This window comes from Acidobacteriota bacterium, assembly GCA_016196035.1.
Taxonomy (GTDB): domain Bacteria; phylum Acidobacteriota; class Blastocatellia; order RBC074; family RBC074; genus JACPYM01.
The window spans coordinates 1-17,386 of the sequence record JACPYM010000041.1; the positions used below are offsets into that span (position 1 = coordinate 1).

Consider the following 17,386-nt stretch of genomic DNA (forward strand, 5'->3'; position numbering starts at 1 on the left):
AAACCAAGCACTGCCTTTAACCCATGAACTACGCTGACTTGTCACATCACGCGAATCAAAAAAATCGTCGCGCCGCGCCGGGCGGGGCGCAGCCTGCTCATTTTCCGCTTGACCCCGAAACCGTCTTTAGAGATGTTCCGTAATCTCTTCCTCTCCCAGAGATCGTATTTCTACGGACTTACCCTCCGTATTTCTACGGAGAAAAAACCGTAATTCAGCGGATACCCAAAGCCGCGCCGCCACGCCATGCTCCCGCCGTTCATATTCCGCACTGTTTCAGCAAACCAAATGATGATCTTGATTGTGGAAGACAATCCGTTGATGCGCGCGATGCTCCGCGAAACCGTAAGCGAATTTGCCGACACCATCATCGAATGCGCCGATGGCGACGAAGCTTTCGCCGCGTATCAAACCAATCTTCCACACTGGGTGTTAATGGATATTCAGATGGCGCGCGTAGACGGTTTTACCGCGAGCCGCCAGATCAAGGCCCGTTATCCCGCCGCCAACATTTGCATCGTGACCGCTTATGGCGATGCGCGAACACGGCGGCAAGCTGCTGAAGTTGGCGCGGTGGCGTTCGTGCTGAAAGAAAATCTGGAAGAGTTGAAAACGTTGCTTGGCTCAAGCATTTGAAGCCTGGGCGGCTTGTCTACGCTCAAGCACCGCTCCCCCGCTGTCTGGTTTGAGATTGTCATCAACAGGCGCTTTGGCAGTCTCGACAATCATCCGGTAAGTGCCCAACCCAAAATAGGAGACAAATTATGTTCGTTGGAATCAATGAGAAAGATATGGAAAAGAGGTTCTCGAAATTACTCAACGAGATTAACTCGAGTCCGGCCAAGAAAGCCGCCTTCCAAAAGAACCCGCTCAAAGTTCTCACCTCGGCAGGCATTCCCCTCGTGCTGAATTTCCCCACCGCAGTTACGGTGGGAGCACCAGCCCCCGCCCCCGGCGCGGTGAAGAAGTCCAAGCTTACAAAAAACGCGAAGGGCGTGACGGCGGCGGGCAATATCAGTGTGACCACCCATTGGTGGGGCATCAAGATCGTGACGGATGAGCAGTTCACCACGGACATCGTTGACGGCATCACCGACGCCAAAAAAATTGCCGCCGCTTTGGCCGGGCCACTGGCGGCGGCGGCGGGTGTGAGTGCTGCCGTGGCTGGCCCGATTGCGGCGGCGGTGGCGCTGGTTTTCGTGATCAAAATTGCGCAGATCAAGCTGACCGACTGGAATCACACCGGTGTCTATTGGCCGCTGACGTGGCTGCAAATTTTTATGCTGGCGGCCTCGCTTCCCCTGGGGCCGACGGGCTTAGCCGGATCGGCAGCGGTCTTTGTACACCCCATTCCCAATTAGAGCAGTTGGCCATTGGCGTGCCGCGCGGGTGGGACGATTTGCCAAATCGTCCCACCCGCTGCGTTACTCAACTTTCCCATCCACGCGCAAACCCCAACGAGGTGTAAAGATCGCTATGTCAGACCTTCGCAAATTCACGCTACTCACCCTGATCGTCGTCAGCGTGGCCTGGTTGGGCCAGCGGTTGTCCAGTGCCCAAGCCCAAAAACAGGTGCCGCCCGCCGCGCCCGCGCGCGTACCAGCGGCCAACACTGCGGCACCGGCAAGCCCGGCGGGTACGACTGTGATCTTCGGCAACAACGCGCCGATCACCATCAACGACGCCACCACCGCCTCGCTCTATCCTTCGACCATTACAGTCAGCGGCGTGAGTCCGGCGACGGTCACCGGAGTCAGCGTCAGGTTGCTGGGGTTCTCGCACACCTTCCCCGACGATGTAGACATCATCCTCGTTGGCCCGCAGGGGCAGCGCGCTGTGATTATGTCGGACGCGGGCGGCGGCAATCCGGGCGTCAGCGGCCTCAATCTGACTTTTAACCCGACTTCGACGAATGTCTTGCCGGATGAAGGGCCGCTCGTAACCGGCACAACCCGCCCGGCGAATTACGACCCGGCGAATGCGGACTTTTTCCCCGCGCCATTTCCCGCGCCCAACACGCTGACCGATGCGGCGGCGGATTTGAGCGTCTTCAATCTGACCAATCCGAATGGCGATTGGAAGCTCTATGTCGTGGACGATGCGGGGCAGGATGTGGGCAGCATTTCAGGCGGCTGGCTGTTGACCCTGACCGTGCCGACGGTGTTCACGGTCAATTCCACCGCCGACCCCGGCAACGGCGTGTGCGATGCCGCCGAATGCACTTTGCGCGAGGCGCTTAACGCGGCGCTGGCGAATACGGGCAACGGCGATTTGGTAAATTTCTCAGCGCTCTTCAATACGCCGCAGACCATCAACCTCCTGACCGTCTTGCCCGACATCAGCGAGAGCCTGACCATCCAAGGCCCCGGCGCGAATCTGCTCACCGTGCGGCGGGCCGACACCGCGCCCGACTTTCGCATCTTCAACATTCTGTCCGGCATTCCCAATGTCTCCCTCAGCGGCCTGACCATCAGCAACGGACGCGCTACCACCGGAGGGGTGGGCAGCACCGGCGGCGGCATTCTCAGCCAAAGTAATCTGACGCTGACGGGTGTTCACGTCACCGGCAATCAAGCGCTTAACAACGGCGGCGGCGGCGGGGTTGAATTAAACTCCGCCGACGGAGTTTTTACCGGCTGTACTTTCAGCAACAACACGGCAACTTTTGGCGGCGGGATTATCTATAACGGTAACGGCGGAGGAACTTTGCGCCTGATTAACAGCACCGTCAGCGGTAATATTGGCTCGTCTAACAGCGGCAGCGGTATCATCAATTTCAGCTTCAGCGGCAACAGCAGATTGGAAGTGACGAACAGCACCATTGCGGGCAATACCAATGGCAGCGGCATTCTCACCTCCACACAGAACGCCGGCAGTACCGCCACGACGACGCTCCGCAACACTATCATCGCGGGCAACACGCCAAACAACCTGGCAACCCAAATGGACTTCGGCGGCGGCGCGGCGACGTTCCAGACGCTCGGCTTCAATCTGAGCGACAACTTCAACAACCAAATTACGCCCGCCGTCAACGACATCACCACCGCGACGCCGCGCCTCGGCCCGCTTGCGCTCAACGGCGGCACGACGCCGACCCACACTCTGCTCGGCGGCAGTCCCGCGCTCGATGTGGGCAACGCTTCCGGTTCGGCCACCGACCAACGCGGCGTCGCCCGCCCCGCAACCCTAGCGGACATCGGCGCGGTGGAGATGCAGTCCATCCTCGTCAGCAACACCAACGACAGCGGCGCGAACAGTCTGCGCGCAGCCATCAACACCGCCAACACCAACGGCGCGGGGCTGGACGACATCATTTTCGACAACAACGTCTTCAACACGCCGCAGACCATCACGCTCACGTCGGGTGAACTCGCCATCAACTCAAGCCTCACTATCAACGGCCCCGGCGCAAACCTGCCGACGATTTCGGGCAACAACGCCAGCCGTGTGTTTAATATCAACTCCGGCTTTACCGTGAGCCTGAACGGAATGACCATCACCGGCGGGAATGACGGCGAGGGCGGCAGCATTCGCAACAACGGCACGTTGACGGTGACCAACACGACCATCGCCGGCAATACGGCAACCGGCATCGGCGGCATCGGCGGCTTCGGCGGCGGCATTTTCAACGGCGGCACGTTGACGGTGACCAACTCGACCGTCTCCGGCAATACGACAAACACCGGCTTCGGCGGCGGCATTTTCAACGGCGGCACGTTGACGGTGACCAACTCGACCGTCTCCGGCAATACGGCAGCATTAGGCGGCGGCGGCGGCATTAGCAATGGCGGCGGCACGTTGACGGTGAGCAACTCGACCATCTCCGGCAATACGGCAAACGGCGGCGGCAGCGACCGCGGCGGCGGCATTGAGAACCAGGGCAACCTGACCGTCACCAATTCGACCATCAGCGGCAATCGCGTGCCCAACGGGGACAACAACGGCGGCGGCATCTATAACAATAACGCCAACGCAACCATCACCAACTGCACCATCACCAACAACTCGGTGGGGGGCGCATTCAGCGTGGGCGGTGTTTTCAGGCAAGCAGGAACTGTCACCATCCGCAACAGCCTCATCGCGGCGAATGTCAACAACGCGACTCAGCCGGATGTGAGCGGCGCATTTGCTGCGGCTTCCGCCTTTAATCTGATTGGCAACGTCGGCACGGCGACAGGCTTTACGCCCGCCAACCAAAACCAAACCGGCAATGGCACAACGCAAATCAATCCGTTGCTCGGCCCGCTCACCAACAATGGCGGCACAACGCCGACGCACGCCTTGCTGCCGGGCAGTCCCGCGCTGGATAAAGGCGGTGCGGGCGTCACGACCGACCAACGCGGGCTGACGCGCCCGGTCAACATCACCAGCATCCCGATGGCCAGCGGCGGCAACGAGTCCGACATCGGCGCGTTCGAGTTTCAAGGCCAGCTTTTGACCGTCACCAAAACCGCCGACACCAACGACGGCGTGTGCGACGCCGATTGCTCATTGCGCGAAGCGCTGGCGGCGGCGGCGGCGGGCGATGGCATCGCCTTCGCGGCGCTCTTCAACACATCGCAGACCATCACACTCGGCGGGACGGAACTTGCCATCGGCAAAAACTTAACCATCAACGGCCCCGGTGCGAACCTGTTGACCATTTCGGGCAACAACACCAGCCGTGTGTTCAATATAGGCTCCGGCTTTACCGTCAGGCTGAGCGGGATGACCATCACCGGCGGGAATGCCGACTCCGGCGGCGGCATTCGCAACGACGGCACGTTGACGGTGACCAACTCGACCATCTCCGGCAATACGGCAAACGGCCTCGTCGGCGGCGGCGGCGGCGGCATTTCCAACGACGGCACGTTGACGGTGACCAATTCGACCATCTCCGGCAATATGACAAGTGACTTCGGCGGCGGCATTCGCAACAACGGCACGTTGACAGTGACCAACTCGACCGTCTCCGGCAATACGGCAGAATTAAGCGGCGGCGGCATTTTCAACAGCGGCAGCAGTACGTTGACGGTGACCAATTCGACCATCTCCGGCAATACGGCAAACGGCCTCTTCGGGAGGGGCGGCGGCATTGAGAACTTGGGCAACCTGACCGTCACCAATTCGACCATCAGCAGCAATCGCGTGCCGAACGGGGACAACAACGGCGGCGGCATCCGAAGCGATCTCGGCAACGCAACCATCACCAACAGCACCATCACCAACAACTCGGCGGCGGGCGCAGCCAGTGCCAGCGGTGTTTTCAGAGTCAGCGGCGCTGTCACCATCCGCAGCAGCCTCATCGCGGCGAATGCCAACAACGCTGCGCAGCCCGATGTGGTCGCCAACGGCGGCACGGGCATTACCTCCACCGGCTTCAACCTCATCGGCAATCGCGGCGCGCTTACGTTCAGCGGCACGGGCGACCAGAGCGGCACGGGCACGAATCCGCTCAACCCGCGCCTCGGCCCGCTGCAAAACAACGGCGGCCCGACGCTCACGCACGCCTTGCTCGGCGGCAGTCTCGCGCTCGATGCGGGTAATAACACAGGCTCAGGCCAAATCACCGACCAACGCGGCTTGGCCTTTAATCGCACCGTTGATTTGCCCGGCACCGTGCCGGGCAGCGACAACACCGACATCGGCGCGTTTGAGGCACAGACCATTCCCGCCGCCGCGCCGCCGCTGGTGGTGTCTATCGTGCGGGCGAGTTCCAATCCGGCCAATGCGGGCACGAGCGCCGGTTACACCGTGACGTTTAGCGCCAATGTTAATCCTGCCGGTGTCGGCGCCAGCGATTTCACGCTCACCACGACGGGCGGGCTGACCGGAGCGGCGATTACCGGTGTTTCAGGCAGCGGGGCGGTCTATAACGTGACCGTCAACACCGGCACGGGCAGCGGCACCCTGCGGCTCGATGTCACGGACGACGACACGATTGTGGATGGTTCAGGCGTGCCCCTTGGCGGCTTGGGCGCGGGCAACGGCAACTTTACGACGGGCGAAGCATATACCGTCAACGCGCCGCCGACGGCCAACGCCAACGCCGCCAATGTCACGACAAGCGGCGCGATCAGCTACACGTTCACCGTTACTTACACTGACGATCTGGGCCTCAACGTCGCCACGCTCGACAGCAGCGACGTGCGCGTCACCAGTCCGGTCGGCAGCTTCAACGCGGCAGCGGCGTTTGTCAGCGTGAACATCAACACCAACGGCTCACCGCGCACAGCCACCTATTCCATCGCGCCACCGGGCGGCAGTTGGGATTTCGCCGACAACGGCACCTACAGCGTCGTGATGCAGGCCAGTCAGGTTGCCGACACCAACGGCAGTTTCGTCGCGGCGGGCACGCTCACCACTTTCACCGTGAGTGTCTGCCCGGCCATCACAGTCAATCCGGCGAGCTTGCCGCTGGGCATCGCGGGCGTGCCGTACAGCCAAATCTTCACGCAAAGCGGCAGCGCGGGCGCAATCAGTTGGAGCGTCAGCGCGGGCGCCTTGCCAGCGGGCTTGACGCTGAATGGCTCAACCGGCCTTTTCGCGGGTCTCTCAGCGGTCAAGGGCGTCTTCAACTTCACCATCCGGGCCACCGATATAAACAATTGCAGCGGCACGCGCGCCTACACGCTGACCTTCAGACCCAAGGCCAAAGCCGATTTCGACAACGACGGCAAGACCGACCTGAGTATTTTCAGTCCCACCGCTGCGCCGCCGTTGACGAATTGGAGCGTCATCAACAGCGGCAATGGCGCGACCGCGACGCAGCAATGGGGCGCTGGTTATGCGCCGTATTTCGATGACATTGTGCCGGGCGATTATGACGGCGATGGCAAGGCCGATCACGCCATCTGGCGCGGGGCCGATTCGATCTGGTACATCCGCAGGAGCAGCGATGGGCAACCTTTCGTGCAACTCTGGGGCGCGAACTATGCGCCGTATTTCGACATTCCGACGCCGGGCGATTACGACGGCGATGGCAAGACCGACATCGGCGTCTTTCGCCGCAGCGGCACCTGGTTCGTGCGGCGCAGCAGCGACGGGCAAAACATGATCGTCACGCACGGGCAGCAGGACGACATCCCCGTGCCAGCCGATTACGACGGTGATGGCAAGACCGACCTGGCTGTTTTTCGACCTGGCGCCATTGCGCCCGCGCCGAACTGGATCATCCTGAATAGCTCAACGAACACCATCACCAGCATTCAATGGGGCGCAGGCTATGCGCCGTATTTCGACACGCCGGTGCCAGCGGACTATGACGGCGACGGCAAAGCGGACTTGGCGATTTGGCGCGGGGCGGATTCGATCTGGTACATCCGCCCCAGCGCGACACCGGGCAGCCCGATCCTGCAATTCTGGGGCGCGAACTATGCGCCGTATTTTGATATTCCGACGCCGGGCGATTACGACGGCGATGGCAAGGCGGATATTGCGGTGTGGCGGCGCTCGGGCACGTGGTTCGTCAAGCGCAGCACAGACGGTTCCTTCCTGATCCAAAACCAGGGGCAAAGCGGCGACGTGCCGGTGCCGGCGTTTGGCGTGCGGTAAGCCAGTCTCAGCAAGTTGCTCAACAGGCCGTGAACGTGCGTGCGTTCACGGCCTGTTTTGTTTCATCAGCGTAGCTTGGCCAACTGCCGCGTCATCTGGCCCGGCGCGAATTGTCCGCGCTGATGGCGTTGTGCTAAGTTTCCGCGCGCATCATCTCGGCGGAGAACACTGTTATGGCTTCAAGCACGACAGATGACATCACACGTTGGCTGCACGATTGGCAGAACGGCGATCAGACGGCCCTGGCGCAATTGATGCCAGCGGTCTATCAGGAATTGCGCAAGATCGCGCACGGCCATTTTCGCGGCGAACGCGCTGCGCATACCTTGCAAACTACCGCGCTGATTCACGAAGCCTATCTGCGGCTGGCGGGCCATGAGTTTCCGGCCTGGGAGAATCGCGCGCATTTTTATGGCATCGCCGCGCAGTTGATGCGGCAAATCCTGGTCGAATACGCGCGCAGCCAGAAGGCCGCCAAACGTGGTGGCGGCGCGGCCAAGCTCCCGCTTGACGAAGCGCTCACCGTCGTACCCACCGAAATGTCCAATCTAGTGGCGCTGGATGACGCGCTGCGGGCGCTCGAAGCCTTCGATGCGCGCAAATGTCGTGTGATTGAATTGCGCCACTTCGGCGGGTTGAGCAACGAAGAAATCGCCACCGTCTTATCCATCTCGCTCGCCACGGTCGGGCGCGAAATACGCCTGGCCCAGGCGTGGTTGCAACGGGAACTGACGAAGAAGTAGTCGGTAGTCGGTAGTCAGTAGTCAGTAGTCAGTAGTCAGTAGTCAGTAGTCAGTAGTCAGTAGTTTGAGAGATCAGCGCCCAATGGCATTTCATTACCCATTATCCCTTACTGCTCCTCGCTACCGCTCACCACTCACCGACTACTGACTACTGACTACTGACTACCGACTACTTCCTCCACCTATGACTCCTGAACGCTGGCAGCAAATCGAAGCTCTCTTCCAAGTCGCGGTTGAGCAGGAACCGGCGCGGCGCGGCGCTTTTCTGGCGCAAGCTTGCGGGGAGGATGCGGCGTTGCGCGCCGAGGTGAAATCGTTGCTGGCGCAGGAACAGGCCGACAGTTTCATTCAGGCGCAGGTCAAAGGCGTGGCGCGCGAATTCACAGCGCAGCAAGATGAGTTGACCGGCCAGCACATTGGGGTGTACCGCATCGGCGAACGCCTGGGCGAAGGCGGCATGGGTGTGGTTTATGCGGCGGTGCGCGACGACGCGCAATTTGAAAAGCAGGTCGCGCTCAAAGTCGTCAAACGCGGCATGGATACTGAATTCGTGCTCAAACGGTTCTGGCGCGAGCGGCAGATTCTCGCGCGCTTGGAACATCCTTGCATCGCGCGCTTGCTGGATGGCGGCATGACCGGGGATGGGCGGCCTTATTTCGTGATGGAATACGTCGAGGGGCAGCCGATCACCGCCTATTGCCAGGCGCGCGGCTTGGGCGTGCCCGAACGCCTGAAGCTGTTTCGCCAGGTGTGTGCGGCGGTGCAATACGCGCATCAGCAATTGGTGGTGCACCGCGACCTCAAGCCGAGCAATATTCTAGTAGCGCCCGCGCCCGACAGTCGGCCCGATGGCCCGGAAGATCAAGTGGGCTTGCCGAAGCTGCTCGATTTCGGCATCGCCAAATTGTTGGCGGCGGCTGATGACGCTGATCCGCAAACCCAAACCGCGACCGAGTTGCGGTTGCTGACGCCCGAATACGCCAGCCCTGAACAGATGCGCGGCCAGACGCTGACCACCACGACTGATGTGTATTCACTGGGCGTGGTGCTTTACGAATTGTTGACGGGACAGCGTCCGCACCAATTCAACACGCGCGCCACAGCCGCCGTGGAGCACGCCGTCGCCACCGCGCCGCCCAAACCGAGCGAAGCCGTCAGCCCGACGGGCGCGCCGAAATTGCCCAAACAACTGGCGGGCGATCTAGACAACATTGTGCTGATGGCGTTGCGCGCCGAGCCTGAACGCCGCTATCAATCGGTCGAACAATTCAGCGAGGACCTGCGCCGCTATCTGGCCGGCTTGCCGGTGACGGCGCGCGCCGACACCTTCACCTATCGCGCCAGCAAATTCGTGCGGCGCAACCGGCTGGGGCTGGCGGCGGCGTTGTTGGTCTTGCTCAGCCTGCTGGGCGGCATCGGCGTGGCGACCTATCAGGCGCGCCGCGCCGAACAGCGCTTTCAGCAGGTGCGCAAACTCGCCAACACTTTCCTGTTCGACTTTCACGACAAGATTCAACACCTGCCCGGCTCGACCGAAGCGCGCGAATTGCTGGTGAAAACGGCGCTCGAATATCTGGATTCACTGGCGCGCGATGCCAGCCGTGATGCCGCGCTCGAACGCGAACTGGCCGTGGCCTATCAGCGTGTCGGCGATGTGCAGGGCGATCCGTTCACGTTCAGTCTGGGCCATAGCGAAGCAGCGATGGAGAGCTATCAAAAAAGCCTGACGCTGGCCCGCCAGCAATTTGCCCGCGACCCGGCCAATCGTGAGGTGCGGCATATCCTGGCGGACGGTTATTTCAAGCTCGGCGTGCTGCAATCGGAAAACGGCGACAAAGTCAGCGGCTTACAAACGCTGCAACAGGCTGTCAGCGTAGGCGAACCATTGGCGCAACAGACGGGCAACGACCGCGATTTGGTCACAATCGAGAATGCCTACGACCGCATTGGTGATATTCAATTGGACAGCGGCGACCCGGCGCACGCGCTCGAGAGTTATCGCCATACACAACAACTCACCACGAAGCGCGCGGCAGAGCACCCTTCCGACAAGGCGCAGTACGCCGTGGGCGCTTGTTACAGCCACATCAGCGAGACGCTCGCAGCAATGGGCGATTTGGCGGGCGCGTTACAAAGTTATCAGCAGTCTTCGGCGATTAATGCGGTGCTGGTCGAACAATTTCCTGACAATGCGTTTTACCGCCGGGCGTTGTTGGTCAGCGAGGGCTGGGTCGGCAATTTTTATGGCAATCCGTTTTACCCCAATCAGGGCGACCGGCAAGCCGCGCGGCAGCATTACGAACGCGCATTGGCGCTAGCGGAGGCTTTGGCGGCGGGAGACCCGAAGAACGCCGCTTCGCAAATGGACTTAGCGAATGCCCAGGCGCGGTTGGGTACGCTCGCGGCGGATGGCGATGCCAAAGCGGCAGTGCAGTCTTATCGCCGGGCGCTCGCCGTCATCCAGGCTTTGCTGGAAAAGTCACCCAACGAATTCCGTTTTCTGCGCCGTCAGGCGAATTACTGGCGCAGCCTGGCGGTGCCGTTGTTGCGGCTGGGAGATCGTGCAGGCGCGCTGCAAACTGCGCGACAGGTGCTAACCCTTACTGAAACGCTGGTGACCAGACACCCCGCTGATCCCGATCTGCAAAACGATTTGCGCGCGGCGCTGCACACACTCGCCGATTGTTTACTGGCGACAGGCGATCACGCGGCGGCGCTGGAGTATTACCGCCGCGCGCTGACCATCAGCGAAACCGCGGCCAACGCGCATCCAGCCAGTTTTTATGAACGCTGGCATCTGGCCGACAGTTACGCCAACCTCGGTCGTTATTACGCGACGCTCGCCGCCCAGCCGCAGCCCGCCGCGCAACGCCTTACCCACTGGCGCACCGCGCAACAATGGCAGCGCCAAGCGCTGGCCGTTTGGGACAACTGGCTGGCGGCTCATCCGCCCAATACCTTCACCCAAGCGCAACGTGCCCAAGCCGCGCAACATCTGGCACATACCGAAGCCGCCTTGGCACAACTCACGGGCAGTGCTGTTCCCGGCCAGTGAAAGCCGCCTGTTCGACCATCTCTTAATACTGTCCGCCATAATTCCTTTGAGGGTTGTTCGTCACGTTTTCGCCGCGGTTGCGGCGGCTGACTTTAGCCGTGGGTGTAACCCACGGAGAACGCCGTTGAGATTTTGGCGTCGCGTCAGCGACGCCTGAATTCAAGCGTCGCTGACGCGACGCAGAAAACATCGCTATCCTTCCCGGCGTTGAAAACGCCGGGCTAAAGTCAGCCGCCGCTCACGCGGCGCAGAGGTAGTGATTGAACCCTCAACGAATTTACGGCGACCATCTCTTAGCATTCAGTCTTCCCTGATAACTTTTTTGGAGTGCGGCGACTCGTCGCCGCTTTGCGTTGGCTTGCAACAACTGTAGGAAACCAGCGACCGTCCGCCGCGAATGAAAAGCGGCGACGAGTCGCCGCACTCCAAATCTGGTACCGCAAAATTTAGCCCAAGAAATTTTTCCTGGACGTGAGCGATTTGGGCGGCATTTTTCGCGGGTGTAGGTGAAGGCGGAAGTCGCCTTCGACACTAAGCAAAGCCTGACGCTTTGCCGCACGATTAACTTTTTGAGCAACGAAGGAGAAGACACTATGAAAAACAAATTCTATTTGACCCTGACCACACTGGCACTGGCGAGCGCGTTGATGCTGACGGCACTGGCCCAAGGCCGCCAAGCGCCGCCGCCCACGAACATCAACCCATATGCGGGGATGACCGTGACGCCCTCGAAGAAGGTGATCCTGCCCTGCAAGAACAGCGGCGGTCATCAGGATGTCTCGAAAAATATGAGCATCACCAATACGACCGGCAAGACGCTGGCGGCGAACACCGAGGTCTTTTACAAGGCCAGCGATGGCGACAGCGGTTCCAACGATCTGAGCGCCGCGCTCGCGGTCAATGCGCAAGGGACCATTCACGGCAAGGCCGGACAGAATTACACCTGTCAGGCATGGGTGTTCGTTAAATAACCAGCCGCGCGGACAGGCGCCGCTGATCCCACACAACGCAATCATCAGGACGAAACAAAGGGGCACCCGGCGTGCCCCTTTGCTTTGCCCAAACCAGCCAGAGAAGGAGAACCAACGATGAAGCAGGCACAAAAAGTTTTGGTGCAAACCAGCTTCGCGCAAGTCGCCGAAAGCGCCGAGACCACCGCCGCGCTCTTTTATCAACGGCTTTTTGAACTCGATCCAGCCTTGCGGCCACTTTTCAAAAGCGACCTGCGCGAACAGGAGCGCAAGCTGATGCAGATGCTGGCCGTGGCCGTCAGCGGACTCGACAACCCGGCGGCGCTCAAACCCGCGTTGCAACGGCTGGGCGCGCGGCATATCGCCTACGGAGTTCAATCACACCATTACCAAACCGTCGGCGCGGCGCTGCTCTGGACGCTCGAACAAGGGCTGGGCGCGGCGTTCACCGACGAGATGCGCGCGGCCTGGACGGCGGTTTATACGCTGGTCAGCGAGACGATGCAACAAACCATGCAAGAGGCGGCGGTTGCTGCCTGACCTGAAACACAAAGACGAAACAGAAGGAGAGGAACATTATGTTACGCAAGTACGACACAATTTCACGGCAGGCGCTGCGGCTGGTTTTGGCCGTCAGCGTAATAACACTCTTGCTCACCGGCGCGGCGCGGTCGCAAACGGCGGCGGACGGCTTCAATCCCAGCGTCAACGGCAACGTCTTCGCAATGGCGGCGCAATCCGACGGCAAGCTCATCATCGGCGGCAGCTTCAGCGTGGTGAATGGGCAGCCACGCAGCAATCTGGCACGGCTCAATGCCGACGGCAGCCTTGATGCGAGTTTTAATCCGGGCGCGAACAACGGCGTCTATGCCCTGACGGTGCAAGCGAACGACCAGATCATTGTCGGCGGCGGCTTCACCACGTTGGGCGGGCAAGCGCGCAGCCGCCTCGCGCGGCTGAACGGCAATGGCACTCTCGACAACACGTTCAATAATTCGGGCGCGAATAACGTGATAGGGGCCATCGCCCTACAGCCGAACGGACAGATACTGGTCGGCGGCGCATTCACGGCGCTGGCTGGGCAAACACAAAACAGAGTCGGGCGGCTCAATAGCGACGGTACGCTCGACGCCGGTTTCAGCGCCGCCGCCAACTTCGATGTCCGAGCCTTCGCCGTGCAAGCCGATGGGCGCATAGTGATCGGCGGCGAATCACGACCGTCAACGGGCAAACGCGCAATCACCTGGCGCGCGTCAATGCCGACGGCACGCTTGACGCCGGGTTTAATCCAAATGTGATGGGCCTTAACAATGCTACTTCCATCCTGGCGTTGGCTGTGCAAGCCGATGGCAAACTGGTGGTCGGCGGTTATTTCAATGCCGTCGGCGGACAGCCGCGCGGCAATCTCGCGCGGCTCAACCCGGATGGCAGTGTGGATGGCGGCTTCCTGGCGAATACCAGCAACGGGGTGTACGCCCTGGCGCTGCAAGCCGACGGCAAAATCATTCTTGGCGGCGTTTTCAACACCGGCGGCGGACAGCCGCGCAGCAACCTGGCGCGGCTCAATTCTAACGGCAGCTTGGGCAATTACAGTTCCGGCACGGATCAGGATGTCGCCGCGTTGTTGGTGCAAGCTGACGGCAAGGTGGTCGTGGGCGGCGCCTTTAACACCTTGAACGGTTTGGCGCACAGCAGCCTGGGGCGGCTTTACCCGAATGGCGGGCTGGATGACAACCTGGCGCTCAACGCCAACAACGCCGTGCATGCCTTCGCCGTGCAACCGGACGGCGCGGTGGTGGTGGGTGGCAGCTTCACCAGCCTGGGCCTTGTCTCGCTTGTCCGGCTGGGACGCGTGAGCGGCGCAATTGATTTGACATTCAACCCCGCGCCGAATGCCGACGTGCATACCGTCTGCGTGCAGCCGGACGGCAAGCTCATCGTCGGCGGCCTCTTCACGCAAATTGCCGGGCAGGCGCGCGCGCGGCTGGCGCGGCTCAATCCCAACGGCACGCTGGACGCGAGCTTTGCGCCGGAACCGAACGGCACGGTCGAAACTATCGTTCTGCAACCCGACGGGAAGATTTTGGTGGGCGGCGCATTCACCAGCCTGGGCGGTCAGGGACGCCAGCGCATCGCGCGGCTCAACGCCGACGGCACGCTGGATGTCAGCTTTAACGCGCAGTCGGCGGCCAGGTGTATGCGCTGGCGCGGTACGCGAACGGCCAAATCGCGGTGGGCGGCGCTTTCGCCACTATCAATGGCGCGGGGCACGCCAACCTCGGGCGGCTCAATGCCGACAGCAGTACTGACACGTCCTTCAACCCCGCGGCGAACGGGGCGGTTTTCGCGTTGTATGCTGAGGGCACCGATAATCTTTACGTGGGCGGCAACTTTACGACGCTGAACGGCCAGCCGCGCGGCTATTTCGGAGAATTGAATGGAAGCGGCGCGCTGTTTGTATATCCGGGCGGAAACCTGAATGGGCCGGTTTACAGCTTCGCTCCGCTCGCTTCCAACACACTGGTGCTGGGCGGCGGCTTCACGACCGTGGACGGACAACCGCGCCAACATCTGGCGCGCATATTCCAAGTGAACAATGCACTCGATGCGAATTGGAATCCGGGCGCGGACGGCTTGGTCAATGCGCTTGCCTTGCAAGCGGACGGCAAGCTGCTGGCCGGCGGCCCGTTTGCCACCCTTGGCGGCCAGGCGCGCGCGAATCTGGGCCGCCTGTCCGCCACGGCGGGGAGCATGCTGCGATGGAGTTTGTTCAACAACGCTACTCAGATTGGCTTTTTGTGGAGCGGAGACCTTCCTGACGTCACCCGCCACACGTATGAGTACTCGACTAACGGCATCAATTACAGTTTTCTGGGAACGGGTCTTTCGGTGCCTGTGGCGGGACTGCCGGTCGCGCAAAACATCTACTTGCGCTTTCGTGGCTACTACAGCACGGGCGAAGGCAACGGCTCCGGCTCCATCGTTGAATCGGTGTGCCAGTTTTATCTGCCGTCCTGCACGTTCACGCTCAATCCCGCGAGCCAGAACTTTGCGGCGGCGGGCGGCGCGGGCAGCGTTGCCTTGACGGCTTCCAACGCGAATTGCGCGTGGACGGCGCAGAGCAATGCCGCGTGGCTCACGCCTAACGTGAACAGCGGCAGTGGCAGCGCCAACATCGGCTTCACCTTCACGGCCAACCCCGGCAATGGGTCACGCACCGGCACGTTGACCATCGCCGGGCAAACCGTAACCGTCACGCAAACGTCCGCACTGCCGTCCGGTTGCGGCTCGCTCACCTTGAATCCAGCAGCCTTGCCGAATGCGCAGATGAATGCCGCGTATAACCAGACAGTGACGGCCACAGGCGGCGCGGGGGGCTACAGCTTCGCGGTCACCAACGGCGCGTTGCCCAACGGTTTGCAATTGGCCGCCACTGGGCAATTGACCGGCACCCCCACACAAAGCGGCGCGTTCACGTTTACCGTTACAGTTATTGACGGGGTCGCTTGTACCAAAGCAAATAGCTACACGCTGACCGTCAACCCGGCGCAACAGGCCAAAGCCAAGAAAGGCGATTTCGACGGCGACGGCAAAGCCGATCTCGCTGTCTGGACGCCCAGCACCGGCGATTGGGCAATTGTGAAGAGCGGCAACAACCAGACACAAACTGTCAAATGGGGCGCGGGCTTTGCGCCCTACAACGATGTGCTTGTGCCGGGTGACTATGATGGCGACAGCAAGACCGATCAGGCCATTTGGCGCGGGGCCGATAGCATTTGGTACATCCGCAAGAGCAGCGATAACCAAGCCATTCTCGATCTCTGGGGCGCGAACTATGCGCCGTACTTTGACGTGCCCACACCAGGTGATTTTGACGGCGATGGCAAGACCGATCTGGCGGTCTGGCGGCCCACGAATGGCACCTGGTACGTCAAACGCAGTTCCGACAGCAGCTACCTGATCGAAGTCTGGGGGCAGCCGGGCGACACGCCCGTGGCGGCGGATTACGACGGCGATGGTAAGACGGACTTCGCGGTTTGGCGGCCCGGCACGGGCGACTGGCTCATCAAGCAAAGCAGCGGCGGCACGCAAACCATCCAATGGGGCGCGGGCTATGCGCCGTACTTCGATGTGCCGGTGGTGGCGGATTACGACGGCGATGGTAAGACGGATTTCGCGGTGTGGCGGCTCAGCACGGGCGATTGGCTCATCAAGCAAAGCAGCGGCGGCGCGCAAACCATTCAGTGGGGGGCGGGTTATGCGCCATACTTCGACGTGCCGGTGGCGGCGGATTACGACGGCGATGGCAAGGCCGACCTGGCGATTTGGCGCGGGCAGGATTCGCTCTGGTACATCCGCCCCAGCGCCACGCCCAGCAGCCCCGTGCTGCAACTGTGGGGGGCGAACTACGCGCCCTATTTCGATGTGCCGGTGCCGGCGGATTATGACGGCGACGGTAAGGCCGACATCGCGGTCTGGCGGCCCACGACGGGGACGTGGTATGTGTTGCGCAGTTCGAACCACACGAACCTGATTCAAGCGCACGGGCAACAGGGTGATGTGCCGGTGCCCGCGCAGGGCGTTAAATAAGCGCTTGCGAGTTAGCGCCATCGCAAACCGTCCGGGCTGTGCAAGCTGCTTCAAGCTGGCACAGCCCGGCGCATTTTCCACTGCGTTTGGCACCGCAGTCGCTTTTAGCGGCGATACCGTGGCGGTGGATTTTGAGCGCAAGAGCTGCGGCGTTAAAGACATGGTTTTGCCGCAGCCTTGCCTTTGCGTACCGGACTGGTCGAACTCACCTCTGCCGAACCCAATTTGTTGCGCTGCCCGGTCATTCGCAAAGGCCAAAATTTCGTGATCGGTTTCGCTCAAGCGGCGCTGTAAAACCTGTATGTGTGGCGTTGCCAGCCCGCGCCACACTCGCCGCTGTCTTCTACCTCAAAAAAATAAACGAACTTAGTTTGAGGCCGGAGGGGAAGATTTCTTTCGGCGGTTGGCGGGTTCTGTCTGCGGACTGCGCATGTGTAAGTGAAGGCGATCTTGATTAGCGTAAATAAGCGTTTCTACAGCCCATCCATTGCTAG

At 61.1% G+C, this 17,386-nt stretch carries 9 protein-coding genes and 3 pseudogenes; all 12 read left to right on the forward strand.

Annotated features, from left to right (window positions below; translation table 11 throughout):
* The first annotated feature begins 288 nt into the window (after window positions 1-288).
* The 12 genes and pseudogenes from HY011_14120 to HY011_14175 all read left to right on the forward strand — a co-directional run bounded on the left by HY011_14120 (window position 289) and on the right by HY011_14175 (window position 16,892).
* Window positions 289-636, forward strand: coding sequence for a response regulator transcription factor (locus HY011_14120; protein MBI3424067.1), 348 nt, complete (start codon window positions 289-291; stop codon window positions 634-636).
* A gap of 128 nt (window positions 637-764) precedes the next feature.
* The gene (locus tag HY011_14125) at window positions 765-1,361 is read left to right on the forward strand and encodes a hypothetical protein (GenBank protein ID MBI3424068.1); all 597 of its coding nucleotides are present in this window, start codon (window positions 765-767) and stop codon (window positions 1,359-1,361) included.
* 115 nt (window positions 1,362-1,476) lie between these two features.
* Window positions 1,477-7,533, forward strand: coding sequence for a VCBS repeat-containing protein (locus HY011_14130; GenBank protein ID MBI3424069.1), 6,057 nt, complete (start codon window positions 1,477-1,479; stop codon window positions 7,531-7,533).
* A 173-nt stretch (window positions 7,534-7,706) separates the two neighbouring features.
* On the forward strand, window positions 7,707-8,276 hold the full coding sequence (locus HY011_14135; protein ID MBI3424070.1) for a sigma-70 family RNA polymerase sigma factor: 570 nt from the start codon (window positions 7,707-7,709) through the stop codon (window positions 8,274-8,276).
* Window positions 8,277-8,460: 184 nt separating this feature from the next.
* Complete coding sequence (locus HY011_14140) at window positions 8,461-11,331, forward strand: protein kinase (GenBank protein ID MBI3424071.1); 2,871 nt, start codon at window positions 8,461-8,463, stop codon at window positions 11,329-11,331.
* 593 nt (window positions 11,332-11,924) lie between these two features.
* Window positions 11,925-12,302, forward strand: a complete 378-nt coding sequence (locus HY011_14145; GenBank protein MBI3424072.1) for a hypothetical protein — start codon at window positions 11,925-11,927, stop codon at window positions 12,300-12,302.
* Window positions 12,303-12,419: 117 nt separating this feature from the next.
* Window positions 12,420-12,842 carry a hemin receptor gene (locus HY011_14150; protein ID MBI3424073.1) on the forward strand — a complete coding sequence of 141 codons (423 nt, stop codon included), beginning with the start codon at window positions 12,420-12,422 and terminating at the stop codon, window positions 12,840-12,842.
* A 38-nt stretch (window positions 12,843-12,880) separates the two neighbouring features.
* The gene (locus tag HY011_14155) at window positions 12,881-13,600 is read left to right on the forward strand and encodes a delta-60 repeat domain-containing protein (GenBank protein MBI3424074.1); all 720 of its coding nucleotides are present in this window, start codon (window positions 12,881-12,883) and stop codon (window positions 13,598-13,600) included.
* A gap of 32 nt (window positions 13,601-13,632) precedes the next feature.
* Window positions 13,633-13,884, forward strand: a pseudogene (locus HY011_14160) (delta-60 repeat domain-containing protein).
* Between the two features lie 39 nt (window positions 13,885-13,923).
* Window positions 13,924-14,181: pseudogene (locus HY011_14165) on the forward strand (delta-60 repeat domain-containing protein).
* 36 nt (window positions 14,182-14,217) lie between these two features.
* Window positions 14,218-14,481, forward strand: a pseudogene (locus HY011_14170) (delta-60 repeat domain-containing protein).
* A gap of 14 nt (window positions 14,482-14,495) precedes the next feature.
* Complete coding sequence (locus HY011_14175; protein MBI3424075.1) at window positions 14,496-16,892, forward strand: VCBS repeat-containing protein; 2,397 nt, start codon at window positions 14,496-14,498, stop codon at window positions 16,890-16,892.
* The last annotated feature ends 494 nt before the right edge of the window (window positions 16,893-17,386 follow it).

What these genes read in the sequence shown, in the direction of transcription:
- HY011_14120 (MBI3424067.1), top strand. Translation starts at nt 289, where the DNA reads ATGATGATCTTGATTGTGGAAGACAATCCGTTGATGCGCGCGATGCTC.
- HY011_14125 (MBI3424068.1), top strand. Translation starts at nt 765, where the DNA reads ATGTTCGTTGGAATCAATGAGAAAGATATGGAAAAGAGGTTCTCGAAA.
- HY011_14130 (MBI3424069.1), top strand. Translation starts at nt 1,477, where the DNA reads ATGTCAGACCTTCGCAAATTCACGCTACTCACCCTGATCGTCGTCAGC.
- HY011_14135 (MBI3424070.1), top strand. Translation starts at nt 7,707, where the DNA reads ATGGCTTCAAGCACGACAGATGACATCACACGTTGGCTGCACGATTGG.
- HY011_14140 (MBI3424071.1), top strand. Translation starts at nt 8,461, where the DNA reads ATGACTCCTGAACGCTGGCAGCAAATCGAAGCTCTCTTCCAAGTCGCG.
- HY011_14145 (MBI3424072.1), top strand. Translation starts at nt 11,925, where the DNA reads ATGAAAAACAAATTCTATTTGACCCTGACCACACTGGCACTGGCGAGC.
- HY011_14150 (MBI3424073.1), top strand. Translation starts at nt 12,420, where the DNA reads ATGAAGCAGGCACAAAAAGTTTTGGTGCAAACCAGCTTCGCGCAAGTC.
- HY011_14155 (MBI3424074.1), top strand. Translation starts at nt 12,881, where the DNA reads ATGTTACGCAAGTACGACACAATTTCACGGCAGGCGCTGCGGCTGGTT.